Genomic DNA, 24,460 nt, shown 5'->3' with positions numbered 1-24,460 from the left:
TGTCCGGGCACGTCCGCATGCTGAACAAACTCTGGCTTGGCTTCTTCCTTACCGCCGCCGTTGCCGCGCTCTACCGCTGGCTGGCCATCGGAGATGCCGAGGTGTTCCGCGAGATGGTCGCCAGCCTCTTCGACATGGCGCGCGTGTCGGTGGACGTGATGGTGCTGCTGTTCGGCACGCTGACGCTGTGGCTGGGTTTCCTGCGCATCGCCGAAGGCGCGGGCCTGGTGGAAAAGTTGGCGCACTTGCTGGGGCCGCTGTTTGCGCGCCTGATGCCCGAGGTGCCGCGCAATCATCCGGCCATCGGCCTGATCACGCTGAACTTCGCGGCCAACGGTCTCGGGCTGGACAACGCCGCCACGCCGATCGGCCTGCGTGCCATGCGCGAGCTGCAATCGCTCAATCCCAAGCCCGACACCGCGACCAACGCGCAGATTCTGTTCCTGGTGCTCAATGCGTCGTCGCTGACGCTGCTGCCCGTCACGCTGTTCATGTTCCGCGCGCAACAGGGCGCGCCGGATCCCACCCTCGTCTTTCTGCCCATCCTGCTGGCCACCAGCGCGTCCACGCTGGCGGGCTTTCTGGCGGTGGCGCTGTGCCAGCGCCTTCGCCTGGCCGATCCCGTCATCATGCTGTGGCTGGGCGGCGCGGCGCTTGTGCTGGGCGGCTTCATGGCGCTCTTGGCCAGCATGTCGGCAGCCGCGATCGCGTCGCTATCCTCGCTGCTGGGAAACCTGACGCTGTTCGGCATCCTGCTGGCGTTTCTGATCGTGGGCGCCTGGAAGAAGGTACCGGTGTACGAGGCCTTCATCGAAGGCGCGAAGGAAGGGTTCGATATCGCCAAGAGCTTGCTGCCCTACCTGGTGGCGATGCTGTGCGCCGTGGGCGTGCTGCGCGCGTCCGGCGCGCTGGATTTTCTTTTGGACGGTATCCGCTGGGTGGCCGCGCAAGCCAACTGGGACACGCGGTTCGTGGACGCGCTGCCCACCGCGCTGGTCAAGCCGTTCTCGGGCAGCGCGGCGCGCGCGATGATGCTGGAAACCATGACGCACTTTGGGGTCGACAGTTTCCCGGCGCTGCTGGCTGCGGTGGTGCAAGGCAGCACCGAGACCACGTTCTACGTGCTGGCGGTGTATTTCGGATCGGTTGGGATCCTGCGCGCCCGCCATGCGGTCGGATGCGCGCTGATCGCCGACCTGGCCGGCGTGCTGGCCGCGATCGGCGTCTGCTACTGGTTCTTTGGCTGATCGCAGGGCGCGCCGGCCGGCATCTGGCGCCCGGCCGCGCCCCGATTCAAGACTGGCTCAGTCCACCAGCAGGATCTTCATCCCGTTGGTGCCGCCGCTGTCGCGGTAGAAATCGCCCTTGGTCAGGATGACCCAGTCGCCCGTCTGCACCAGATTGCGCTTGCGCAGTTCGTCGATGGCGGCGTTGGACAGGTCCGCGGGATCGTAGTCCGAAGGCGAAAACGGAATCGTGTATACGCCGCGGAACATCGTCACGCGGTTCTGCGTCACGCTGTGCGGGCTGTAGCAGTAGATCGGCACGCCCGAACGGATGCGCGACATGATGAGCGGCGTGTGGCCGCTTTCGGTCAGCGCGATGATGGCCTTCACGCCGGGGAAATGGTTGGCCGCGTACATGGCCGCCAGCGCGATGGTCTCGTCGCAGCGCGTGAAGGTCTCGCCCATGCGGTGATGCGACTTGGTCGAGGTGGGATGCTTTTCGGCGCCCAGGCACACGCGCGCCATGGCCTGCACGGTTTCGACCGGATACTGGCCCGAGGCGCTTTCGGCCGACAGCATGACCGCGTCGGTGTAGTCCAGCACCGCATTGGCCACGTCCGAGACTTCGGCGCGCGTCGGCATGGGGCTGGAGATCATCGACTCCATCATCTGCGTGGCGGTGATGACAACCTTGTTCAGCGTGCGCGCGTGCTGGATGATGCGCTTCTGGATGCCCACGAGTTCGGCATCGCCCACCTCCACGCCCAGGTCGCCGCGCGCCACCATGACGCCGTCGCTGGCGCGGATCAGCGCGTCCAGGGCCTCGTCGTCGGCCACGGCTTCCGCGCGTTCGATCTTGGCGATGATCCACGCCTGGCTGCCGGCGGCGGCAAGCAGGGTGCGGGCCTCGTCGATGTCGCTGCCATAGCGCGGGAACGACACGGCCACGTAGTCCAGTTCCATTTCAGCGGCCAACTTGATGTCGACGCGGTCCTTGTCGGTGAGGCTGGGCGCCGACAGGCCCCCGCCGCGGCGGTTGATGCCCTTGTTGTTGGACAGCGGGCCGCCCACCGTGACGGTGGTGTGGACCTCGTCGCCTTCGACGCGGTCGACGACCAGCACGACGCGGCCGTCATCGAGCAGCAGCTCGTCGCCCACGCGGCAGTCGGTGACGAGTTCGGGGTAATCGATGCCCACGATGCTGGCGGTGCCCGCGTCCTTGGGATGCACGCGCGACAGCGTGAACGGCTGGCCCACGTGCAGTTGCACCAGCTTGTCGACAAAGCGTGCAATGCGGATCTTGGGACCCTGCAGGTCGCCCATGATGGCGACGTAGCGTCCTTGCTTGGCGGCGATCTCGCGCACCAGGCGCGCGCGTTCGCGGTGATCGTCCGCGCTGCCGTGCGAGAAGTTCAGCCGCGCCACGTCCAGCCCCGCGCGGATGAGCGCGTCGATGCGTTCGGGCGACGAGGTCGAGGGTCCCAGGGTGGCGACAATTTTGGTGCGGCGCAATACAGGCATGGCGGTCCACTCTCGCAAAAACAACGAAAGCGCTATGGTACGCCGGCCGCGTTGCCACGGGTATCATGGGTGACATTTCCGACCCTCAACACGCCCAACGACACCGTGAAAATCGTCATCGCTCCCGACTCGTTCAAAGAAAGCGTTTCCGCGCCGGATGCGGCCGCCGCCATTGCGCGCGGCGTCAAGGCGGCCTTTCCCGGCGCGCATACGGTGTGCGTCCCGATGGCCGACGGCGGCGAAGGCACGGTCGAAGCCGTGCTCGCGGCCACCGGCGGCAAGGAGCGGCAGATCACGGTCAACGACGCGCTCGGCCACAAGGTCGACGCCGTATGGGGACTGCTGGAAGACGGCACCGCCATCATCGAGATGGCAGCGGCGGCGGGCCTTGAGTTGATTGCCCCGGCAAAGCGCGACCCGATGCGCGCCAGCAGCCACGGCGTGGGCGAACTGATGCGCGCGGCGCTGGACGCGGGCGCCACGCGCATCATCCTGGGCCTTGGCGGATCGGCCACCAACGACGCGGGCGCCGGCATGCTGACGGCGCTGGGCCTGCGCCTGCTGGACGCGGGCGGCAACAGCCTGCCGCCGGGGGGCGGCGCGCTGGGGCAGCTTGCCTCGATCGACACGCGCGGCCTGGACCCGCGGCTGGCGCAGGTCCGCATCGATATCGCCTCCGACGTCGACAACCCTTTGTGCGGGCCGCAGGGCGCCTCACATGTCTTCGGGCCGCAAAAGGGCGCGACGCCAGAACAGGTGCAGACGCTGGACACGATGCTGGGCCACTTCGCCGACGTGTGCGCCCGTCATCTGAACGCCGATCACCGCGATGAACCCGGCGCGGGCGCCGCCGGCGGCCTGGGTTTCGCCGCCAAGGCGTTTCTCAACGCGCATTTCCGCCCTGGGGTGGAGATCGTCGCGGAGTTGGGCGGACTGGCCGACGCCGTCGAAGGCGCAACGCTGGTGTTCACCGGCGAAGGCCGGATGGACGCACAGACCCTGCGCGGCAAGACGCCGGCCGGCGTCGCCAGGATTGCGCAGCGTGCGGGCGTGCCGGTCGTGGCGCTGGCCGGTTCGCTGGGCGACGGCTACGAGGCCCTGCACTCGTGCGGCATCAGCGCTGCATTCAGCCTGGCCCCCGGCCCGATCACGTTGCAGCAGGCCCTGGTGGATGCCGAGCGCCTGCTTGCCGACCGGGCGCGCGACGTGATGCAGCTGTGGATGGCGGCGCAGAAACGCATGCTGTGATCGGGCGGCGGCGGCAAATAGCTGCGCCTGAAACGTTGAGGTCTTTGCCATGCACGGTGTCTGACACCCTTGCGGCGCCTTATCAATCTGGCGGTCGTTTCTTAAGGGTGTCAGACACCTCGGCGTGGAGGCGGGCCAAGATGTGGCCAAGGTGTCTGACACCCGCTGAATTGCTGTCGCATGCTGGCAGCGGTCTCCCAAGGGTGTCTGACACCGTCCCACAGCCCTGCTCCGGCGCCGAACGCCTACACGGGCAATCGGTTTCCACTCACGCCGCACCAAAAGCAATAAGGCCCCGAGGGGCCTTATTGCATTGCTCTGCCGCACCGGAAGGACATCAGTCCCGCGACAACACCCCGGCTTCGACCAGCGCATCCGACAGGCGAATATAGCGGTCCACCGAAATGTCCTCGGCGCGGGCGGTGGGCGCAATCTCCAGCGCTTCCCAGGGCACTTGCGGCGCCCAGTCTGCCAGCACGCGTCGCAGCATCTTGCGGCGCTGCGAAAAGGCGCGCGCCACCACGGTTTCGAATGCGCGCTCGCTGATGGGCCGCAGGCGGTCCGCCGGCAAGGGCACCATGCGCACGATGGCCGACACCACCTTGGGAGGCGGATCGAAGGCCTCGGGCGGCACGTCGAACAGCTTGTGCATGCGATAGCGCGACTGCAGCATCACGGACAGGCGGCTGAAATCGCCGGAGCCGGGCTTGGCCACCATGCGGTCGATCACCTCGCGCTGCAGCATGAAATGCTGGTCGCGGATGTGGTCGGCCCACGTCATCAGGTGGAACAGCAACGGGCTGGAGATGTTGTAAGGCAGATTGCCCACCACGCGCAGCTCGCCGCCGAACTGCGAGAAATCCACCGTCAGCGCGTCGGCCTCGACAACCGTCAGGCGCGATGCCTCGAACTGCTTGCGCAGGCGGGCGGCCAGATCGCGGTCGATTTCGACCGCAGTGAGATGGTCCAGGCGCTCGAGCAGCGGCCGCGTCAGCGCGGACAGACCTGGGCCGATCTCGACCACGGCATCGTCGCGGGCGGGCGCAACCGCCCGGACGATGGACTCGACGACGCTGTCGTCGGTCAGGAAGTTCTGGCCAAAGCGCTTGCGCGCCTGGTGTTGAGACATGAAAGGCCCGTAATGCGTTTAGCGGTTGTTCTGCTGGATCTTCTGCTGCTTTTCGAGGCGATTGTCGACGTACGCCTGCGCACGCAGTTGCTCGAGCCAGTCTTCAAAGGCAGGCTGGGCGCGGCGCTCGAACAGCGTCTGGCGGGCGCGCATGCGGGCCAGATCGTCGGTCGCATCGTGATCGCGGCGTTCTTCGACCTGAATCAGGTGCCAGCCGAACGGCGACTGCACGGGCTGGCTGATTTCGCCAGGTTGCAGCGCGTTCATTGCGGCTTCGAACGGCGGGACGGTTTCGCCCGGATTCACCCAACCCAGCTCGCCGCCTTGCGGCGCCGTGGAGTCCTGGGAGTACTGACGTGCCATTTCCTCGAACTTGGCGCTGCCGTTCACCAGACGCTGGCGAACCTGCTCCAGACGCTGGCGGGCCAGATCATCGCTCATGACGGTCGACGTCTTGATGAGGATGTGGCGCGCACGCGTTTGCACGACCTGCGTGGGACCCTGCGGCGCCTGAGGGCGCGCGGCCGGCTGCGGCGCCGGTTGCGGTGCGGCTTGCGGCGCCGGTTGCGGTGCGGCTTGCGGCGCCGGCGCGCGGGCCGTGCGGCTGGGCGCCGGCTGGGCAGTGCCGCGGTCCATCACCTTGATGATGTGAAAGCCGTTGCCGCTCTGGATGAGCTGGCTGACCTGGCCTTTCTGCAGATTGTTGATGGCCTTGACGAAGAGGTCGGGCCAGCCGTCCAGCGGACGCACGCCCATGACGCCGCCCTGCAGCGCCTCGGGACCATCGGACGACGCCGCGGCAAGGCTTGCGAAGTCGTCGCCGCGCTTGGCTTGCGCCAGCAGGCCCTCGGCCTTCTTGCGCAGCAGCGCCAGTTGATCGGGCGACGAGCCTTCCGGCACGCGCACCAGAATCTGCGCCAGCGCGTACAGCATGGGGCCGGCGGGCGCGGCGGCCTGCTCGGGCGCGGGCTGCGGCTGCGGCTGGGGTTGCGCCTGCTGCGCTTGCTGGGGAGCCGCGCCGAAAGCCGGATTGCGGCGTTGATCCTTCAGGAAGGCGTCGACTTCCGCGTCGGAGATGACGATGGTCGAGTCGACCGCGCGCTGGCGCAGGCGATCCGAGCGGATCTCGTCACGCAGCGCCTTGCGGTAACCGTCCCAGGACGTGCCGGACTTTTCGAGTTCCTGGCGCAGTTGCGCCACGGTGATCTTGTTGCGCGCGGCGATGGCCTGGATGGCCGTGTCGATCTGGGCGTCGTCCACGCGGATGCCGAGGCGGTCGGCTTCGTGGCGCTGCACGCGTTCCATGATGAGACGCTGCAGCACCTGGTGTTGCAGCGTCTGGGCGTCCGGCACCTGGATGCCGCGCGACTGGAGTTCGCCGGCGATGCGCTGGGAAGCGTCGCGCAGTTCGCGCAGCGTGATCACGTCCTTGTCGACGATGGCGGCGATGCCATCCACGAACTGCTCGCCCTTGGGCGCGGGCGCTTCCTGGGTCTGCGCGGCCGGAGCGGCCTTGGCGCTGTTCGCGCCGCGGGCGGTCTGCTCGGCCGCATGGGCGGCGGGCAAGCCGGCGCACAGGGCCAGCAGCAGCGCATTGCCGGAGAGGCGGCGCAAAGAGTGCAACCTACGCATCATTCATACCTTTCAAATGTGGTCCCGGCCTGCGCGGGCGGCGTGACGCGCGTGTAACCGGGGATACTTCTGTTCAGCAGGTTCATCGGGTCGGTTCCAAGGGAACCCAGGCCCGTGAGTTCAAGCTGGAAGAACAGCGCGGAGTTGGTGTCCGCCGCCGATACGGCGTAGCGCTGGTAGACCATGCGGCCTACCCAGCAGCAGTCGCCCTTGTACTCCAGGCCGGCAATGGCCTGCGTCACGCGGGGAGATTCCGTCGTGTTGGCCACCGTGCTGGACGGGCCCGAACGCAAAGAATAGTCCACCCGGCCCACGCCGTACCAGCGCTTGCTGAATGGCCATTGGACGGCCAGGCTGACCTGGTTTTGGCCCTGGGGCTGGTAGAGCACGCCCTTCTGCGGGTCGCGCTGGTAGCGGTACGCCACGGCAATCGTGGTGAGACGCTGCGGCGACCAGCGCGCGCTCACGAGCCCGCGCGACCAGTTGTTGTCGTAGGGGTTGTATTGCGCCGCAAGGTCGGTCGACAGCGAGTCGGTCAGGGCAGCGCTGGCGCCCACCAGGAAGTCGGAGCGCACGTTTTCGCGCGGGGTTTCGAAAGGCAGCGTGACTTCCTGGTCTTCGAAGTACAGGCGTTGGGCGACGCCCAGCGACATGCGCTCGAAACCGGAGTCGGCATCCAGCCAACGCGTGGTCAGCGCCGCGGTGAGCTGGTTGGCGTTGGCGATACGGTCCCAGCCGCCGGTGTAGATGTTTTCCTCGAAGGCCTGCGAGAAGCTGAAATCCGCCAGCGACGTGTCGAACACGGGCAGCTTGGACTGGTCGCGGTACGGCACGCGCAGGTAGTACAGGCGAGGTTCGAGGGTCTGCGTGGAGTTCTTGCCGAACAGGGTCGTATCCCGCTCGAAGATGAGGCCAGCGTCCACGGACATGATGGGGACAGTGCGCGACTGCGAACGCGGCAGGCCGGCTGCGTTGCCGCCGTTCAAGCCGAGCGTGTCCACGCCATACCATTTGGTCTGGTAATCGGTGTAATTGACGCCGGCCTTGGGGATGATGAACCAACCGGGACGCACGATCGGATAGGACGCCGACAGATACGTCTGAAGACGGTCGCCGTCGGGATACCGGCTTACCGCGCCGAACTCCGGCATTTTGAAACGCACGGCCGTCGAGGTCCAATCGACATCGAAGCCGCCCCAGTCGTAACGGGCGCCTCGCAGGAAAAGCTCGGGCTGCTTGTCGTATGGAGGCACCAGCGGCGCATCCGGATCCTGGAGCGTCTGATACTTATAGACCTGGGCGAAGGTGCTCCAATAGGGAGATGTCCAGCCGACCCGGCCACGCTGCGGCAGATAGGTCGTCGAGGCCTGGCTCAGGCCCAACTGCGAAATGTCTCGGAAATAGTTGTCGTCAGAGACCTTGGCGATATCCCAATCCGCGTAAAAGCCGTGGGAGAAAGTCTGCTGGTGACGCCACCAATACATCCACCGGTCTTCGCCTGTCACGTCATCGTCGGGCAAGTACGTGCCATCAAGCGAGCCGAGATAGCGCGCTCCCAGATAGCGGAACTCGCCCCCCAACTGGGTGCCGCGCTTGGAGAAGTAGCGCGGCTGCACCGTCAAATCGTAATTGGGCGCCAGGTTGAAATAGTACGGAATCGAAACGTCGAACCCGCCCTGGCTGGTCGTGCCGTAGGTCGGGATCAGGAAGCCCGACTTGCGCTCGCGCTTGACCGGGAAGGTCATGTAGGGCGACGCCAGGATGGGCACGTCCTTGAAATACAGCACGCCGCCGCGGGCCACGCCTTCGTTTTCGTCGAAGTCGATGTCGACCGAATTGGCCTTGATGTACCAGGACGGGTTCTCGCAGGGGCAGCCGCTGTACGTCACCGTGTGCAGCCGCATCTGCGACTTGCTGAAGATGTCGGCATGGTCGGCGACGGCAAAGCCGCCCGTGGCGCCCAGCCAGAAGTTGGGCTTTTCGATCTCGCCGGAATACCTGTCCACGCTGAGCGTGGCGTTGGGTCCCGTCACCAGCGTGCCGTCGCGCATCAGGCGGGCGTTGCCACGCACGTCGACCTTGCCGGTGTCCTTGCGGTAATTGATCTCGTCGCCCTTGATCACGCCGTCGATGCGGCGGACCTGCGCGTTGCCGGACAGCGTGAGCTCGTAGTCGGGGTCGCCCGAAATGGTGTCCGCTTCCATGAAAGCGGGAATGCTCTCGTCGGGCAACCGGTGCATGCGCAGGCCGGGAGAGGTGCGCAATTGCGGGGTTGACGTGACCGACGGCGCGGAAGCAGCGGTGCCGGGGCTACCTTGAGCCTGGGCGGCTCCGGCGGCGACGCTGACAACGGAGAGGATCAACCACGGAACCTTGCGCACGAATGAAAACAGCCCTTTTTGACCACGGGAGAGCCGGACAAAGGCGCCCACGGGGGGCCCAATGCTGACGGAAATGAGCCGGTATTATAGAGAAGCCGCGAACAACGCCCAGCCTTATGTTCGCCAAATCGAATTTTCCGCAATTTTGCCCTTCTGACACGGATCTTCCTTGAAAAACGATCACGACCCCCGCTTGGCGCAGGTGCGCAACTGGCTGCAAGGCCTGCCCCCTGCCCTGAACCTGGCCGTGGACACGCTGCGCCCCGCGTCCGCCGACGCAAGCTTTCGCCGGTACTTCAGGCTGGACGCCGGATCGCGCACCCTGATTGTCATGGACGCCCCGCCCCAGCACGAGGACTGCCGGCCGTTCCTGCATGTGGACAAACTGCTGGCGGACGCCGGCCTGAACGTGCCGGCGGTACTGGCGCAGGATCTGGACCAGGGCCTGCTGCTGCTGTCCGACCTGGGCGAAAAGACCTACTACCAACGCATCCAGGACGGACTGGACGACGCCCAGTTGCAGACGATGTACCGCGAGGCGCTGGCCGCCCTGGTCAAGCTGCAGAAAGCTTCGACCGACGGTTTGGGCGTCTACGACAGTGCGCGCCTGGCCGATGAGCTGAAACTGTTCCCCGAGTGGTACGTGCAAAAGCACCACGGCGTCACACTGGACGACAAGACCGCCAACGCCCTGGAAAAGATCTTCGCCCTGCTGTCGGCCAGCAACGGCGGACAGCCGCAAGTGCTGGTGCACCGCGATTTCCATTCCCCCAACCTGATGGTCTGCGACCAGCCGCAGTACGGCCCGAACCCGGGCGTCATCGACTTCCAGGATGCGCTGGCCGGCCCCATCACCTATGACCTGGCGTCGCTGGTGACCGACGCCCGGACCACCTGGGAAGAGCCACAGCAGCTCGACTGGGCTATCCGCTACTGGGAAATGGCGCGCGCTGCCGGTTTGCCCGTCGACGCCGATTTCGCCGAATTCCACCGCGCCTATGAATGGATGGGCCTGCAGCGCAACCTGCGGATCCTGGGCGTTTTTGCGCGCCTGAACCATCGCGACGGCAAGGCCCACTACCTGGCGCACATGCCGCGCGTGAACGGCTACGTCCGCCAGGTGGCGCAGCGCTATGGCGTCTTCACGCCGCTCCTGCGCCTGCTGGACCGTCTGGACGACCGCCAGGTCAGCGTCGGATACACGTTCTGATGCGCGCCATGATCCTCGCCGCGGGCCGCGGCGAACGCATGCGCCCGCTGACCGACCGCCTGCCCAAGCCCATGCTGCCGGTGGGCGGCAAGCCGCTGATCGTCTGGCATCTCGAACGCCTGGCCGCGGCCGGTATCCGCGACATCGTCATCAACCACGCCTGGCTCGGCCACGAGATCGAACGGGCGCTGGGTGACGGCGCCGCGCATGGCGTACGCATCCGCTATTCGGCCGAAGCCACCGCGCTGGAAACCGCGGGCGGCATTGCCCAGGCGCTCCCCCTGTTGGGCGACGACCCGTTTCTCGTCATCAATGGCGACATCTGGTGCGACTGGGATCCCGCCGCCGCGCAAGACGCCGCGCGACTCGTGGCGCGGGGCGGCGGCTGGCTGCTATTGGCGGACAACCCGGCGCACCATCCTGCCGGCGACTTCGTCCTGACGGCTGATGGGCGTGTGCTGGCCGAAGGCGAGCCGCGTTTGACCTTTGCTGGCGTGGGCGTCTACCATCCTTCGTTGTTCGCGGACGTCCCGCGCGGCGAAGCGGCGCCACTGGCGCCGCTGCTCAGGCAGGCGATGGGCCAGAACCACGTGCACGGCGCCCGGCATGCGGGCCGATGGACGGATGTCGGCACCCCGCAACGGCTTGCCGATCTGGACGCGGAACTGGCTGGCACGGCCGCCTGACACGGCTGCCTGACATCCACATATTTCACAATATCAAGGTGCGCAACGAGGCTTGTCTGCGCACGCATCGCCCCCGGCTAACGGGGTATTCTCTGACGCTTTGGCATGCGCGGGCCGCCTGCCGACAGGCATATACACAGGAAGTTTTCTAGGAATGGGGATGTTTGGAAGATCGCAACGGGCCACGTTCAAGCCCTCCGTATACCAACCGGGGCAACGCACGCGCCGCATGCCGCGCTGGCTCGTCCTGCTGACGGTTGGCATTGCGCTTGGCGCGGGCGGCGTGCTCTTCCTGCAAACCAACTACGGCCCGCAACGCCTGACCGTCGAACAATCCGAACAACTGCACAGCGAGCTCAGCGCCTCCAACATGGAGCGCCAGCGCCTGCAGACCCAGCTTGAAGAAGCCACGCAGCAGCGCGACGCCAACAAGGCCGGTCACGAGAAGCTGACTTCCGACCTGGCGGAAACCCGCACCAAGATCGAAACGCTGAACAAGGAACTGGTGCTGTTCCAGGACGCCATGCCGCCCGACCCCCGCGGCGGCAACCTCGGCATCCGTTCGGCCACCTTCAAGCGCGCCCCCGGCCTGCTTGACTATCAGGTGCTGGTGATGCGCGAAGACCGCACGGGCGCGCCCTTCAAGGGCACGCTGACCTTCGCCATCGAAGGCTCCTACCCCAACGGCCGCGCCGCCACCGTGACGCCGGAAGGCCCCGCGCTCACGGTCGACCGCTACGACTACGCGCTGGGCCAGCTCAAGCTGCCCGACGGTTTCACCGCGAGGGTCGTGGTGCTGCGGGTGATGGATCCCAACCAGAAACAGCAGGCGATGCGCATCTACAACGTGCGCAACTGAAGCACGTGCCGCTGAAGCCCCCTTCCCGGGCTGAACTGACCCCCAAACCCGCCCATCGGCGGGTTTTTTATCGTCTTCAAAAATTGGTTGCGCACGCAACATCCCGCGCATATAGTTGCGCAAACAACCAAACTACGGAGACGGCATGACGCTCCCATCACACGTTCCCGTCCTGATCGCCGGCGGCGGTCCGGTCGGTCTGACCCTGGCCGCCCTGCTCGCCGAGTACGGCATTGCCTCGCTCACCATCGAGGCCGATGAAGGTTATTGCAGCGGCAGCCGCGCCATCTGCATGTCGCGCCGGTCGCAGGAAATCCTGGGCTGGATCGGCGCCGACCGGCCGCTGATCGACACCGGTCTGGCCTGGACAGGCGGGCGCAGCTATTTCCGCGACCGCGAAGTCCTGCACTTCCAGATGCCGCACGATCCCCTGCAGCGGTACGCGCCGATGGTCAACATCCAGCAGTACTACGTGGAGGAATTCGCGCACCAGGCCATGCAGCGCCATCCCGACCTCGCCAAGCTGGCCTGGTCCGCGCGCGTCACGGACGTGCAACCCGGTCCGGACGGCGTATCGGTCGAGGTGGAGACGGACGGCGCCCGCCAGACCGTGCGCGCCGATTGGCTCGTCGCCTGCGACGGCGGCCGCAGCACCGTCCGCGAAGCCATGGGCCTGAAGCTGGAAGGCATGCAGTACGAAGGCCGCTACGTCATCGTCGATATCGAACAGGAATCGCAACGGCCCGTCGAGCGTCTGGCGTGGTTCGATCCGCCGTCCAATCCCGGCTCGACGCTGTTGATGCACCGCCAGCCCGGCAACGTATGGCGTGTCGATTACCAGATCCGCGACGATGAAGATCCCGACGAGGCCGTCAAGCCGGAAAACGTGCTGCCGCGCGTGCAAAGCCATCTCGACATGATCGGCGAGACCGCGCCGTGGAAGCCGCTGTGGATCTCCATCTACAACGCCAAATGCCTGACGCTGGACCGCTACCGCCACGGCCGCGTGCTGTTCGCGGGCGACGCCGGCCACCTGGTGCCGATCTTCGGCGTGCGCGGCCTGAACTCCGGACTGGACGACGCCGGCAACCTGGCCTGGAAGCTGGCGTGGGTGCTGAAGGGCCAGTCGCCCGACACCCTGCTGGACAGCTACAGCATCGAACGCGTTCATGCCACGCGGCAGAACCTGGCCTACGGCGCCAAGAGCACGGAATTCATGGCGCCGCCTGATTTCGGCTTCCGGCTCATGCGCGAGGCCGCCCTGCGCCTGGCCCTGGTGGACGATGGCGTGCGGTCGCTCATCAATCCGCGCCAGTCCGCGCCCATCTCGTATGACACGTCGCCCCTGAACCGCGAGGACCGCGCGCCAGAAGCCGGCCCTGCCGCCGCGCCCGGCCAGCCCGCGCCTGACGCGCTGCTGCAGGATGGCAATACCCCGCAATATCTGACCGCCAGCTTTGGCGCGGGCTTCGTCGCGCTGGCCATTGCGCCCGATGCGGCTTTGTCGGCGGCGTTGGACACTCTGGCTGCGGACACGCGGAACGCGCCGCATCCGCTGCGGGTGCTGCGCGCGAGCGAAGGCGGCCTGGCCGACCCGCACGGCCAGCTTGCCGCGCGTTACGGCAATCAGTCAGGCGCGGTCTACCTGCTCCGTCCGGACGGCTACGCGCTGGGCCGTTGGATCGCGCCCACCGCCGATGAACTGCGCGCCGCGCTGGCGCCCTACTACCCATCGCTGCACTTGAACGCCACCCCGAAAGGCCAAGCATGAACAACGAATCACTGGACCAGGTCTACACCAGCATGGCGCAGGCGCTGACGCGCGTCGGTGAAACGCGTGCGCCGCTCTTTCTGTCGATACTCGGGTTGTCGTTGCTGAGCCGCCTGCCTTGCGCGCAGGACGCCCTGGCGCTGCTGGCGCAGGCCGAAGCCGCCAGTCTGGAGGACGGCGCTATGGCAAACTATCCGGCCTCATCTTCCGCGGGTGCAGATCCCGCCCGCCCGACGTGAAAACGCCCCCTCTGGAACGATTCCTCACCTATCGCCTGCACGTGCTCAACAAGATCACGGACCGGGACACGAATCGGGCCTACCTTAAAGATTGCGACATTCCCCTGGGCGAGGCGCGCTGCCTCGCCGCCATCGGCCGGTTTGCACCGCTCTCGGTCAATGACCTGGCGCGCGCCGCCAACCTGAACAAGGGTCAGGCCAGCCGCTCCGCGCAGGCGCTGGTCGATCGCGGGCTGGTGGAAAAAACAGTGTCGGCGGCAGACGGACGCGGCGTAGTGCTGGCGCCCACCGCCGAGGGCATGACGCAGTACCGCCGCATCGTCGACCTCATTGCGCGCCGCAACGAGGAGATCTTCGGCTGCCTGACCGCCGACGAACAGCGGCAGTTCGGCGACATGCTGGACCGCATGATCGGCCATCTGCAAGCCGAGGCCGGCGACGCCGCGGACTGAGCGCGGCGGCAGCTTCGTTCAGGACTGTGCTTTCGGCGCCGTCGCGCCCGCGTGCTCGGCGGCTTCGTCCATGAACTGCGCCATGCGCACGTCCAGCTCGGTCACGCCGCCGGCGTCATGCGTGGTCAGCGTCACGTCCACGCGGTTGTAGACGTTGGTCCATTCGGGGTGATGATTCAGCTTTTCCGCAAACATCGCCACGCGCGCCATGAAACCGAACGCGGCATTGAAGTTGGGAAAGCGGTAGCGCTTTTCGATGGCATCGCGCTCGGCCACGGCCTGCCAGCCGGTGAGCGCGGCGGTCGCGATATCGGTGCCAATGCGGGCGGGGGGAAAATCGCTCATGACAGACTCCGTAAAGAAAGGCGGCGGCGCATCGCGCCAGCCGCCTGACAGCAAATTACGCGCCCGCGCTTATTGCCGGACCGCGTACAGGTAGATCTCCACGCGCCGGTTCAGCGCGCGCCCTTCGGCGGTCGCATTGTCGCCGATCGGATCGTTCGGACCCCGGCCTTCCACCGACAGACGCGTGCCGGCCACACCCTGCTTGGCCAGGTAATCGGTCACGCTCTTGGCGCGGTTCACCGACAGCGTCTGATTGTGCGCCAGCGATCCGGTGCTGTCGGTATGGCCGACCACCTTGGCCCGCAACTCGGGATGCTGGTTCAGCGAGCGCGCCACGCTGTCCAGCACAGGCAGCAACGCCGGCTTGAGCTGCGTCTTGTCCGTGTCGAACGACACGCCGCTCGGAATGTTGACCTTCAGGCTGCCGTCGGGCATTTCGACCACGTCGATGCCGAGCGACGATGCGCCGGACTTCTGCACGTCATCTTTCACGACTTTCCAGTTGTAGCCCACCAGGCCGCCCGCCACCGCGCCGATGCCGGCTCCGATCGCGGCGCCCTTGCCGTGCCCGATCAGCGCGCCGATGCCCGCGCCCAACGCCGCGCCCGCGCCCGTCCCGACAGCGGTATTCGTTTGCTGTTGCGTCGCGCAACCGGCCATCAAGGCGCCCGCAGCCGCAATCACGGCGATCCGGTTGAGTGTTCTTCTTGAGTTCATGGCAACCTCCACTGTCCATCCATCCAGATACCGGATCATTCCGGCGTGGATCATGCTAGCAAGGGGGAATGGGGCGCCGGGCAACATTTTGTACGCGGCCAACGCTAAGATGGCGCTTCCGATGGAGACCCCCATGACCGTGGCGCGCACCTACTTTTTCAACAGGATGGCCGGCGACGAGCTCGCCAGCTTGTGCGGCGCAAAAGCGGATTTCCACCTGGAAAACATCGACGACCTGGAACTCGCCGTCACCCGCCTTCAGTCGTTGTGCCAGGACGCCGGCATGAGCAGCGTGGTGGTGCGAGCCCCGCTCAATGCCCCGCCCTGGATCGGCGATCTGGTATGGGCGGCCGTGCCGTTGCTCGGAATGATCTGGACCTCCGCCCAGGCGCTTGACTCCGGCGTGCGCCCTCACGCGGACGCGACCTTGCGCCTGACGTCCAACACGTCGATCAGCGTCGCGTTCTCGCAATCGGCCCATCCGCCCGCGACCCCGTAAGCCACGCCTTCGCGGCCTCTCGGCGCGTGTTACCCGCGCCGGCCGAACACCATCGCCAACCCGAACAACGCCCCCAGCCCGCCGACGATGGCCAGCGACACCGACGGCTCGCGCAGATTCAGCGCCATGATGGCCGATCCCGCGCCCAGTGCGGTGATTCCGAGGCCGACCAGGCGGCCCGCCGTGGAACCATAGAAATGCGTGCGGCGCGCCGCCTGCGTGCCGGCCGGCTGGCGCGCCTGCCACGCCGCCAGCGCCAGTTCGAATTCGCGCAACAGGCGCTCGCGCCGGGGCAGGTCCACGGCGCTCACCAGCAGGGTCGGCAGGCCGGGGCGGACCAGCTTGAGGTAATCGTCCGTGCCCCAACTGGACAGCTCGCCGAAGGCGATGGGTTTGCGGCGCGAGAACTCCAGCCCTTCGGCCGTCACCTTGACGTCATTGCGCGTGGGAAATCCCCTGAACGCCACCAGCGGCGGCACGAGCAGGCCCAGCACGGCGAGCACGGCAGCCAGTCCGATCGGCCCGCGATTGAAGACCACGAGCATGAAGCTGCCCGCCGCCAGCGCGAACGCCAGGGGCACCGACAACTGGTGCCATCGCGTGTAGACCGACACCGGGATCCCTTCGTTGCTGTTCATGCGTGCGCCTTGTCAGTTATTCGCTTTCACTAGATTTGAGCCGCCGGGACCCATGGGCACCGAGCGGATGTCGGGCATGCGGTCCGGATCCGGCCAGTATTCGACCTTGAGGATCGCTTCATTGAAGATATCGTCATCGACCAGCACCTCCGTGCGCAGCACCCCGCAGCCGCTGCTCACATTGAACTGCACCGACTCGTCCCAAGGCTTGGCGGTGAACTCGACGGACTGGCTGCGATCCTTGCGTATCCAGCGCCAGGCATCCGCCCACCCTGGGCGGGAAGTCATATTGTCGACGTAGTTGTCCACCCGGTCAGCCCAGGTTTCCTCGCGCGGGCGCCCCTGCACCCACTGCATATCGGACGGCCCGCGCGGCAGCAGATCCGGGTCCGTCGCGCGCGGGGATCCCTTGCTTGCCACGATGACGCTGACGCCCGGCCCGACGAGCTTCAGGATGTATGCGTAATCGCTGTGTTCGGTATAGCCCGGCATCACCACGTCCAGCACCAGACGATCCCGACCAAAGACCTCGCCCTGCATAAAGCCCTTCCACTCCAGCATCACGCGCACGCCGAACACGGCCCAGTTGAAATCCTCAAGTTCCTCTTCGCGGGTTGAATAGAGTTCGCGCTCCTTCACGTCCGAGAACTGCGCGGAGCGCATGCAGCAACGCGTGAACCAGATCTCCAGTTCGCTTTCCTTGGCGCTGTCGCCCCAGAATTTGAAGTACAACCCGGCAGCCAGAAGGCACAAGCCCAGCGCAATCCATCCCCACACGGGAATGCCCAGCAGCACCGTGCCGCCGCTGGTGAGGCCGACCATCGCGCTGCCAAAGCCCCCCGCGCCCGCCACCACCCCGGCCGTGCTGAATGCGCCGCCCAACGAAACCAGGGCGGTGGCCACGCCGGTCAGCCCGGACAACAGCAGGAACACGGATGAGGTGGCATAGGCGCTGCCCGCCTCGTAGTTCTTCACGTCGTACTGATCGATCGCATTCAGCGCGTTGTTGGCGCCGTCGACGAACGTGGCCGCCGCCGCGAACACGGCGCCGGCCGTCCTTACGGCGGTCAGGCGCATGTTCAATTTCAGGTTCATCGTGAAGGCGGTGTTGGCGCCCACGCGTGCACCGATCGCGCCCGCGGTCACTTCGATCGCGACGCTGCCCACGCCCAGCACCCCCGACGTAATGCCGAACCATGCCTTGCGCGCGGCCTTGGCGTCCTGCACGACCTGCGCGTTGCGCAGATCCGAGACCGACGCATACAGCGCCACCAGCGTCAGCACGCCCGTCGCCCCTGCATTCGCGCCATCCTTGGACTTTGCCCACTTGACCAGGCCCGCCAGCGGCGACATGGTCGGTGCGGGCAGCGCCAGCACGGGCGCGGGCGCCGGTAGCGCAAGCGCCGGCGATGGGCCGCCGCCGGGCCGGGGCGGCGCCGCCGCCGCGGCGTTCAACTGCGCATCCACTTCCTCGGGAATGATGTAGTTGAGCGTGACCGGCGTGGAGCGTTCCGCCTGCGTGCCCATCCACCCTGACTGCATCTGCTTGCTCGCGCCGAGGCCTTCGCTGCTGCCAGCGCCCACCGTCACCGACGCCGGGTTCGGCTCCCAGACGATCTGGTGCATGTCCGCGATCATCCGCGGCAAGGTGGTCGTATGCGTGCGCACGGCCATCACGATGTTCATGCGCGCCGACATCGTCAGCGTGACCCGCGCCGCGACGCGTTCGGCGATGGGGTCGCCCGCCAGAGTCAGCCGCAACAGCTGCGTCGCCATGAACCGGCCGATCGCCGCGCCCGCCACCCGCATCGGCGGCAGTTGGCCCTTGGCCGCCCTCGCCTTGATCCAGTCGTTGTAGCTCTTGATCATCCTGCGGACATTGGAGACCTGCTTGGAGATCACCTTGCCCTTGGCCTCGCGGTCCAGAAAGCCCAGCAGCTCGCCATCGTTCGCCGCCAGCGCGCGCCAGATCGCCGCATAGGTGCTGTCGCTGTCCTCGTCCTTGAGCGAATCGTCGATGGCCTTGTGTTCGCTTTCGATCGCGCCCGCGCCATCCACGCACAGCGCCATGTCCTCTTCCAGGCGCTCGCCAGCCGCGGCGTCCTTGGGCGAATAGGCCTTGAGCGCCAGCCAGAACGCCTCGCGCCCATACCACCACGCCCAGTCCTTGCCGGCCCCTTCGATCTTCTCGCGCATGCGGTCGATCGCGACCTTGTTCTCGCTGAGCGTCTTGGCGACCTTGCCGGTATCGACGCGTTCGCGCAGGCGCCGGATCTCGTCGCCCGTGTTCCCCATCTGCTTCTGCAGCCCGTCGATGATCTGCGCGACGCCCACTTCGCGCATGCGCGTGGGGTCCAGGTGATGCTCGGCCAGCTCGCCCATGCATTTGTTGCGCCACGTCGCCACGTCGGCCAGGATGCCCACGGGGTCGCGCAGCGCCAGCACGATGCCGCCCTTGGGCGTCATCTGCCGCATCTTGGCGGCCACGGCCGCGCCCTGCCCGCCGAACACGTTCACGGCCGGCGACAGCGTATTGCCGAACAGCGTGGCGGCGCCGGCCGCGTCGCGGAACTCGATCGAGTGCTTGGCCAGATTGGCGCCGTCCTCGGCCACGCGGTAGCCGGTCTCGGGCTTGGGATACCCGCCGCCCCACACCGCCTTGGCGTCCAGCTCCACCATGATCTTCTTGCGCCAGCGTTCGTTGCGCGTCAGATCGCGGCGGATGTCGCGCGTCCACCATACGCGCGAATACCCCACCCACACCGTGCGCGACGCGTTGGCCGGCGCCTCCACATTGATCAGCGTGGATTCCAGGCCGTGACCCTCGCGCGTGCACGTGAATGTGGGCTGTTCGGACGGGCGGTTGTCGTCGTCGACCGGCACTTCCTTCATCTGGCCCGTCGCCGTCGCCGCGAAGGCACGCCAGCCGTAGCTGCGGCGCGGATCCCAGATGTACACGTATCCGGCGGTGATGGCGCGCAGCATGTAGGCGCCCTGCCGCATGGTCTCGTAGTACAGCTCCGGATCCATGTACACGCCGTCCGGCAGGTCGTTCCTGCCGCCAGGCACATAGGCGATCCGCATGGGCAGGATGGGCAGGCCCGGCCGGCCGCAGAACTTGCCCTTGCAGGGCAGTGCGTCGTAGTCAGTCGTCATGCTTGCAGATCCTCCCGCGCCTGCGCCTCGTGCGCAAACGCCTGCCAATCCTCGTCTTCCATGTCCTCGGCGGCGCGATAGAGGCGGCCGCCTTCCTCGCGCACTTCGCGCAGCAACGCCAGGAACGACGGCGCGCTTTCCAGCGGCGCGGCCAGACGCACGCGCCAGGCCGCGAACAGCGCCGCGTCCTCGTCATCGGCGATGCCGCAGGCCGCGGCAGCATCCAGCGCACGCCGCACCGCCTCCAGCGCCGGCGCCTCGTAATGCAGCCCATGCGCATTAAGCCGTTGCATGACGGCATTGACGCGGCCCAGCCGCGCCAGGCGCGGCCAATCCGGCGTGACGGTCTGCATCGGGCCGCGCATGTCCGGCAGCGCCTGCCAATGGCCGAAGCCGTCCACGCTCATCCACGTGACGCCCTCGATCCACGAGGCCGGCGCCGTACCCGCGTACAGCTCGCTCTGGAACTGTGTGGTGCGAGGGTCCCAGAACCGCAGGATGCGGACGCGCCCCTGCGCATCGCGCAGGCGCGCGCGCAGCACCAGGCGCTGCGCGACCTCGGCCAGCGGCAGATCGGTGGCCAACCATGCCGACATCGAGCGCGCCCGCCTGGCCGCCGGCGCCGGGCGCACGGCCTCGTCCACCGCCAGCCGCAGGCTGCGGTTGATCAGACGCTCGTACCGCACTTCATCCGGCACCTCGGCCAGATACAAGGGCGGCGCGCTTGCCCCTTGTGAAATCAGGTCGACCTCGCAGCGACGCAGGCCGGCCGTTGCAATGTCCAGGCCCAGCGGATCGGCCAGCGTCGAATCGCACAACAGCAGCACGCGGCGGTCGGTCCGCGCGTCCAGCACTGCACGCAGGCCCGCAATGGCGCGCTCGACGCGGGCCTCGGCGGCAGGCGTCCAATACTCGGGCGGTTGGGTAGTCACGTCCATCGTCATGCCGCCAGCGCGCCGCTGCCGGCCGCGTCTTCCAGCGCCGCGGCGCAACCTTCCATGTCGCCCTGCGGCGGCTGCGCGGGCCCGGCGCCGCTTTGCGGCCCCACCCAGTTGTGCACACCCGCCTTCAATTCCACCTTGCCGGGCGCATGCAGCTGGATGCCGCCGCCCTCGATCCGCATGTACGCGCCCGCGGCCGTCGCCAGCACTTTCTTGGACGCGTTGACGTCCACCGCGCCCTGCGCCGACACCAGCGTCACCGCCTTTTCCGCTGCCAGCCGCATACGCGCCTTCTGGCTCTGGAGCCGCAACTTTCCACCGGCGGCGTGCAGGCGAATGCCTTGCTCTTGCACCGCCCTTCCGCTGCCGCCCAGTCCCTTGGTGAAGAGCACGACGCCCTGCGCCACGCACATCGCCAGGTTCGCGCCCGCCGCCCAGTTCACGTCCGGGGCAATCTGGCACAGCGTCGCGCCGGCAACGGTGTACGCGTTATGCGGCGTGTATTGCCCGATCCCGCTGGGTGCGCTGACCTGGATGTGCGGCTGGGTGTAGGCCGGCACGCGGTGTTCCGCGTCGGACTTGGTGCCTTCGATGATGTCGCGCACCGCATTCAGCTCGCCCAGCGCCCGCGGCTTGTCGTTGTCGCCGGGCAACTGAGCCTCCTGGCGGCCGGCCGTCGCGGACAGCTCGGCGGCCTGCTCGATGGACTTTTCCATCTGCGTGATGGCCTCTTCGCTGTCCAGCAGCCCGCCCGTCGCGTCTTCGCGCCTGTGGGCGCTGATGAGCAGGCCTTCACCCGCCCGCAACGCCAGCGCTTCGGCCGTCGCCAGCTCAGCGCCGTGGCCGAGGTCCGACAGCCGCTCGTTGTCGCGCTGCTGCTTCAGGTGTCCCAGGTTCAACCGCGATTCGGCCTGCGTGGTCGATGCCGTCAGCCGGGACTGGCCCGGCGTGTCGTCCTGCACGAGCTGGTTGTAGCCGCCCATGCCCTGTCCGCTGGACGCCAACGCCTGGGTCTTGAAGCCCGACATCACCACGTTGTGCGCGTGTCCCGCTTCGCTGCCCGCGAACCAGGCGGGCGCATTGCCGGTCGCCTTGGCTGCGCCGCCCTGCACCTGGTTGTTCGCGGCATTCTCGGCGCCCGCGCCGTTGTACAGCGCGCCCACGACAACAGGCCGGTCGATATCGCCGTGCAGGAACTGCACCAGCACCTCCTGCCCCAGCCGGGGGACGAAATGCCCGCCCCAATCCGATCCCGCAACGGGCTCGGCCACGCGCACCCAGGCGCCCAACGCCTCGCTGGCGGGCGCGTTGTCGTCGCCGGCCGGATGGTCCTGGCGGCTGCTCGATGCGCTGCCCCGCTGCCAGTGGAACTGGATCCTGATGCGGTGATCGCGGTCGGTGTGCACCGAATCGCCGGCGCCCACCACCAGCGCGGTCTGCGCGCCATGCACGGTGGGACGCGGATGCAGGCGCGCGCCGTGGCCGTCGCGCGTGCTGGGCCGGTATTCCAGCGTGGCGGCAATGGCCTCGAAGCGATTGCGATAGAAGTCCGCCGTCTCGCAATCCGCCTTTTCCACAGCCCCGCCGCCCGCCGCGCCCAACGCCTGCGCCACAGCCAGCCCCAGGCTTTCGTCAAAGTTGTTACGGGCCTCGTGGCGGATGCCGATCACCACGAAGTCCGCCCCCGCGCCTTGCGAGGGCCCCCAGTGGCCCGTCAACGTGAAGCGCTGCCCCGGCGCCAACGTGCGCACGGTGCCTTCGCCCTCGAACAGCGACTGGCGAACGCGCTGCGCCGCCAGCGCGTTGTGCGCCAGCCGCTCGCCCTGCGCGCTGTCTTCGTACAGATACTGTCCGGGGTAATCCGAGTCGGCCAGTTCCAGCGCATTGGCGAACTTGTCTTCGACCTGGGCGCTGACCTTGCGCGCCTGCATGGCGCGATAGTCCCACGTGGCCAGCCGGACGGCATTGGTGCGCCATGCGCGGTGCTGGCGCCAAGCCTGGATGGAGTCCTGTTCCTCGGTGGCATCGGCGCGCTGGAAAGGAATGCTGTCCTGCGGGCCGGTCTCGAACGCGCCGTTGTGGTCCGCGATCACGATCGTATGGGTGCCGGGCTCCCCGTCGCCGCCTTCATGTTCGACCCAATAGAACAGCCCCTCTTCCGCCAGCAGACGCTCCACGAAGGCGAAGTCGGTCTCGCGGTACTGGATCGTCAGGCTGCGTTTGGCGTAGGCGTCGCGATCCTTCACTTCCCAGCGCCATTGGGGCGCCAGCGCACCCTGGTCCTTGTAGTCGCCAAACACGCTGTCGACGATATCGATCACCGACAGGTCCTGGAATGCAAAGCTGTCGCGCCGCTGGCGCAGCAGCGCCAGCCACGGCTCGATGCGCAGGCGGTATCGCGCAAAGCCGCCGTTGGCGCCCTCGAACCGCGCCTCCGTCACCAGGCCACACCACACGCGGTGTTCGTCCCGGCCCAAGGCGGTCTGCAGCTTGACCTGCGCGGCCTGGCCGATCAGCGACTTCAGCGGAATGTGCGCATCGCCGGACAGCGCATCCACCTCGAGCACGAAGCCGCCGCCGCTCAATTGCTCCCGGCCCTGCAGCCGCTCGGCCAGCAAGGTGTCCGGCCCCAGCGGTGTGGCCAGGTCCAACAGGCGATCGGCCTGCGTAAAGCCTGCGCCCAGCGGGCCGGCGGCAGCGGATTCAAGGGCCATGTCTGCGTCTCCCTCGTCAGCTCATCCGGAACCGGAACTCGCCGTTCTTGCCCGCGGTCACGCGGATCCTGGCGATGCTCTCACCCTGCGACATGCGGCCAAGCACCTGCTCGGCAATCTCCGGCAGCAGCGCGCCGTTCAGGATGTGGTCCACGTTGCGCGCGCCCGTGTCGACCTCGGTGCAGCGGGCCAGCACGGCCTCCACCAAGCCCTCGTCCCAGTCGAACGCCGCGCGGTGCGTGGCCTGAACGCGGCGTGCGATGCGGCCGAGCTTCAGGCCGATGATGTGCGCCAGCGCGTCGTCGTCCACGGGGTAGTACGGAATCGTCTTCATGCGGCCCAGAAACGCCGGCTTGAACGCCTTGTACAACTGCGGCGCCAGCAGTTCCGACAATTGCTCGGGCGACGGGCGCTCGCCGGCCGGCTTGTTCAGGCAGGCCTGCATGATGGTGCTGGACCCCACGTTGGACGTCAGGATGATGAGCGTGTTGCGAAAATCGATCTCGCGCCCTTCCGCATCGTCCATCACACCCTTGTCGAACACCTGGAAGAACAGCTCCAGCACATCGGGATGGGCCTTCTCGATTTCGTCCAGCAGCACCACGCTGTAGGGCTGGCGCCGCACCGCCTCGGTCAGCACGCCGCCCTCGCCATAGCCGACGTATCCGGGCGGCGAGCCTTTCAGCCCGGAGATGCTGTGGGCCTCCTGGTATTCGCTCATGTTGATCGTGACCAGCTTGCGCTCACCGCCGTAAAGAATGTCGGCCAACGCCAGCGCCGTCTCGGTCTTGCCCACGCCCGACGGGCCCACGAACAGGAACACGCCCTTCGGCTTGTCCGGATCTTCCAGGCCGGCACGGGCCGTGCGCACGCGCTGCGCGATGGCATGCAGCGCGTGGTCCTGGCCGATGACGCGCTCGGCCAGCATGGGCTGCAATTGCAGCACCGTGCGGATCTCGTCGTTCACCATGCGCCCGAGCGGAATGCCGGTCCAGGCCGAAATGATCTCGGCCACGATCTGGGCGTCCACGCAGGCGGGCACCAGCGGCTGCTCGCCCTGCAAGGCGCGCAGCTCGTCCATCAGGCCGGCCAGGCG

The 24,460-nt window shown here is 67.2% G+C and carries 20 protein-coding genes; 9 read left to right on the top strand and 11 right to left on the bottom strand.

Annotated features, from left to right (window positions below; translation table 11 throughout):
* Positions 1-17: 17 nt before the first annotated feature.
* Positions 18-1,247 (top strand): nucleoside recognition domain-containing protein, encoded by a 1,230-nt coding sequence (locus RT697_RS21945; protein WP_313701757.1) that lies wholly within the window; start codon positions 18-20, stop codon positions 1,245-1,247.
* 57 nt (positions 1,248-1,304) lie between these two features.
* On the opposite strand, the gene pyk is transcribed toward RT697_RS21945, so the two are convergent.
* Positions 1,305-2,747, bottom strand: a complete 1,443-nt coding sequence (pyk, locus tag RT697_RS21940; protein ID WP_313701754.1) for a pyruvate kinase — start codon at positions 2,745-2,747, stop codon at positions 1,305-1,307.
* A gap of 105 nt (positions 2,748-2,852) precedes the next feature.
* On the opposite strand from pyk, the gene RT697_RS21935 reads away from it, so the two are divergent.
* Positions 2,853-3,995 carry a glycerate kinase gene (locus tag RT697_RS21935; RefSeq protein WP_313701756.1) on the top strand — a complete coding sequence of 381 codons (1,143 nt, stop codon included), beginning with the start codon at positions 2,853-2,855 and terminating at the stop codon, positions 3,993-3,995.
* A 337-nt stretch (positions 3,996-4,332) separates the two neighbouring features.
* Here RT697_RS21935 and rsmA read toward each other — a convergent pair whose 3' ends face one another.
* Genes rsmA through RT697_RS21920 form a run of 3 tightly spaced genes read right to left on the bottom strand, consistent with a single transcriptional unit; the run spans position 4,333 to position 9,137 of the window.
* Positions 4,333-5,124, bottom strand: a complete 792-nt coding sequence (gene rsmA, locus RT697_RS21930; protein WP_313701753.1) for a 16S rRNA (adenine(1518)-N(6)/adenine(1519)-N(6))-dimethyltransferase RsmA — start codon at positions 5,122-5,124, stop codon at positions 4,333-4,335.
* An 18-nt stretch (positions 5,125-5,142) separates the two neighbouring features.
* Positions 5,143-6,759 carry a peptidylprolyl isomerase gene (locus RT697_RS21925; RefSeq protein WP_313701751.1) on the bottom strand — a complete coding sequence of 539 codons (1,617 nt, stop codon included), beginning with the start codon at positions 6,757-6,759 and terminating at the stop codon, positions 5,143-5,145.
* On the bottom strand, positions 6,756-9,137 hold the full coding sequence (locus tag RT697_RS21920) for an LPS-assembly protein LptD (RefSeq protein ID WP_313701750.1): 2,382 nt from the start codon (positions 9,135-9,137) through the stop codon (positions 6,756-6,758). Before RT697_RS21920 ends, RT697_RS21925 begins: the two co-directional genes overlap by 4 nt.
* 169 nt (positions 9,138-9,306) lie before the next feature.
* On the opposite strand from RT697_RS21920, the gene RT697_RS21915 reads away from it, so the two are divergent.
* The 6 genes from RT697_RS21915 to RT697_RS21890 all read left to right on the top strand — a co-directional run bounded on the left by RT697_RS21915 (position 9,307) and on the right by RT697_RS21890 (position 14,354).
* The gene (locus RT697_RS21915; RefSeq protein ID WP_313701748.1) at positions 9,307-10,347 is read left to right on the top strand and encodes a phosphotransferase; all 1,041 of its coding nucleotides are present in this window, start codon (positions 9,307-9,309) and stop codon (positions 10,345-10,347) included.
* Positions 10,347-11,033, top strand: a complete 687-nt coding sequence (gene murU / locus RT697_RS21910; RefSeq protein WP_313701747.1) for an N-acetylmuramate alpha-1-phosphate uridylyltransferase MurU — start codon at positions 10,347-10,349, stop codon at positions 11,031-11,033. The genes RT697_RS21915 and murU overlap by 1 nt, the downstream gene beginning before the upstream one ends.
* Positions 11,034-11,193: 160 nt before the next feature.
* Positions 11,194-11,892 carry a DUF6776 family protein gene (locus RT697_RS21905; protein WP_313701746.1) on the top strand — a complete coding sequence of 233 codons (699 nt, stop codon included), beginning with the start codon at positions 11,194-11,196 and terminating at the stop codon, positions 11,890-11,892.
* Positions 11,893-12,037: 145 nt separating this feature from the next.
* A complete protein-coding gene (locus RT697_RS21900; protein ID WP_313701744.1) occupies positions 12,038-13,663 on the top strand; it encodes an FAD-dependent oxidoreductase in 1,626 nt (541 codons plus the stop codon).
* The gene (locus tag RT697_RS21895) at positions 13,660-13,902 is read left to right on the top strand and encodes a hypothetical protein (RefSeq protein WP_313701743.1); all 243 of its coding nucleotides are present in this window, start codon (positions 13,660-13,662) and stop codon (positions 13,900-13,902) included. Before RT697_RS21900 ends, RT697_RS21895 begins: the two co-directional genes overlap by 4 nt.
* Positions 13,899-14,354: a MarR family winged helix-turn-helix transcriptional regulator gene (locus RT697_RS21890; RefSeq protein WP_313701741.1), complete on the top strand. Its 456-nt coding sequence runs from the start codon at positions 13,899-13,901 to the stop codon at positions 14,352-14,354. Before RT697_RS21895 ends, RT697_RS21890 begins: the two co-directional genes overlap by 4 nt.
* Positions 14,355-14,372: 18 nt before the next feature.
* On the opposite strand, the gene RT697_RS21885 is transcribed toward RT697_RS21890, so the two are convergent.
* Positions 14,373-14,699 (bottom strand): 4a-hydroxytetrahydrobiopterin dehydratase, encoded by a 327-nt coding sequence (locus RT697_RS21885; RefSeq protein WP_313701739.1) that lies wholly within the window; start codon positions 14,697-14,699, stop codon positions 14,373-14,375.
* 69 nt (positions 14,700-14,768) lie between these two features.
* Positions 14,769-15,416: an OmpA family protein gene (locus tag RT697_RS21880; RefSeq protein ID WP_313701738.1), complete on the bottom strand. Its 648-nt coding sequence runs from the start codon at positions 15,414-15,416 to the stop codon at positions 14,769-14,771.
* A gap of 133 nt (positions 15,417-15,549) precedes the next feature.
* Between RT697_RS21880 and RT697_RS21875 the strand changes: the two genes are divergently transcribed.
* Positions 15,550-15,915 (top strand): hypothetical protein, encoded by a 366-nt coding sequence (locus RT697_RS21875; protein WP_313701737.1) that lies wholly within the window; start codon positions 15,550-15,552, stop codon positions 15,913-15,915.
* A 29-nt stretch (positions 15,916-15,944) separates the two neighbouring features.
* Here the strand turns inward: RT697_RS21875 and RT697_RS21870 are convergent, their stop codons facing one another.
* From RT697_RS21870 to RT697_RS21850, 5 genes are all read right to left on the bottom strand, one after another.
* Positions 15,945-16,553: a hypothetical protein gene (locus RT697_RS21870; protein WP_313701735.1), complete on the bottom strand. Its 609-nt coding sequence runs from the start codon at positions 16,551-16,553 to the stop codon at positions 15,945-15,947.
* 12 nt (positions 16,554-16,565) lie between these two features.
* Positions 16,566-19,709: a T6SS effector BTH_I2691 family protein gene (locus tag RT697_RS21865; RefSeq protein WP_313701733.1), complete on the bottom strand. Its 3,144-nt coding sequence runs from the start codon at positions 19,707-19,709 to the stop codon at positions 16,566-16,568.
* Positions 19,706-20,647, bottom strand: a complete 942-nt coding sequence (locus RT697_RS21860; protein WP_313701732.1) for a DUF4123 domain-containing protein — start codon at positions 20,645-20,647, stop codon at positions 19,706-19,708. Before RT697_RS21860 ends, RT697_RS21865 begins: the two co-directional genes overlap by 4 nt.
* Before the next feature lie 2 nt (positions 20,648-20,649).
* The gene (locus RT697_RS21855) at positions 20,650-23,364 is read right to left on the bottom strand and encodes a type VI secretion system Vgr family protein (RefSeq protein WP_313701730.1); all 2,715 of its coding nucleotides are present in this window, start codon (positions 23,362-23,364) and stop codon (positions 20,650-20,652) included.
* A gap of 16 nt (positions 23,365-23,380) precedes the next feature.
* Positions 23,381-24,460 (bottom strand): AAA family ATPase (locus tag RT697_RS21850; protein ID WP_313701728.1); only part of this gene is annotated, 1,080 nt, incomplete at its 5' end.

This window comes from Achromobacter sp., assembly GCF_032113835.1.
Taxonomy (GTDB): Bacteria; Pseudomonadota; Gammaproteobacteria; order Burkholderiales; family Burkholderiaceae_B; genus Achromobacter.
The sequence above is the reverse complement of the archived record's forward strand: the minus strand, read 5'-3'. Positions and strand labels throughout refer to the sequence as shown.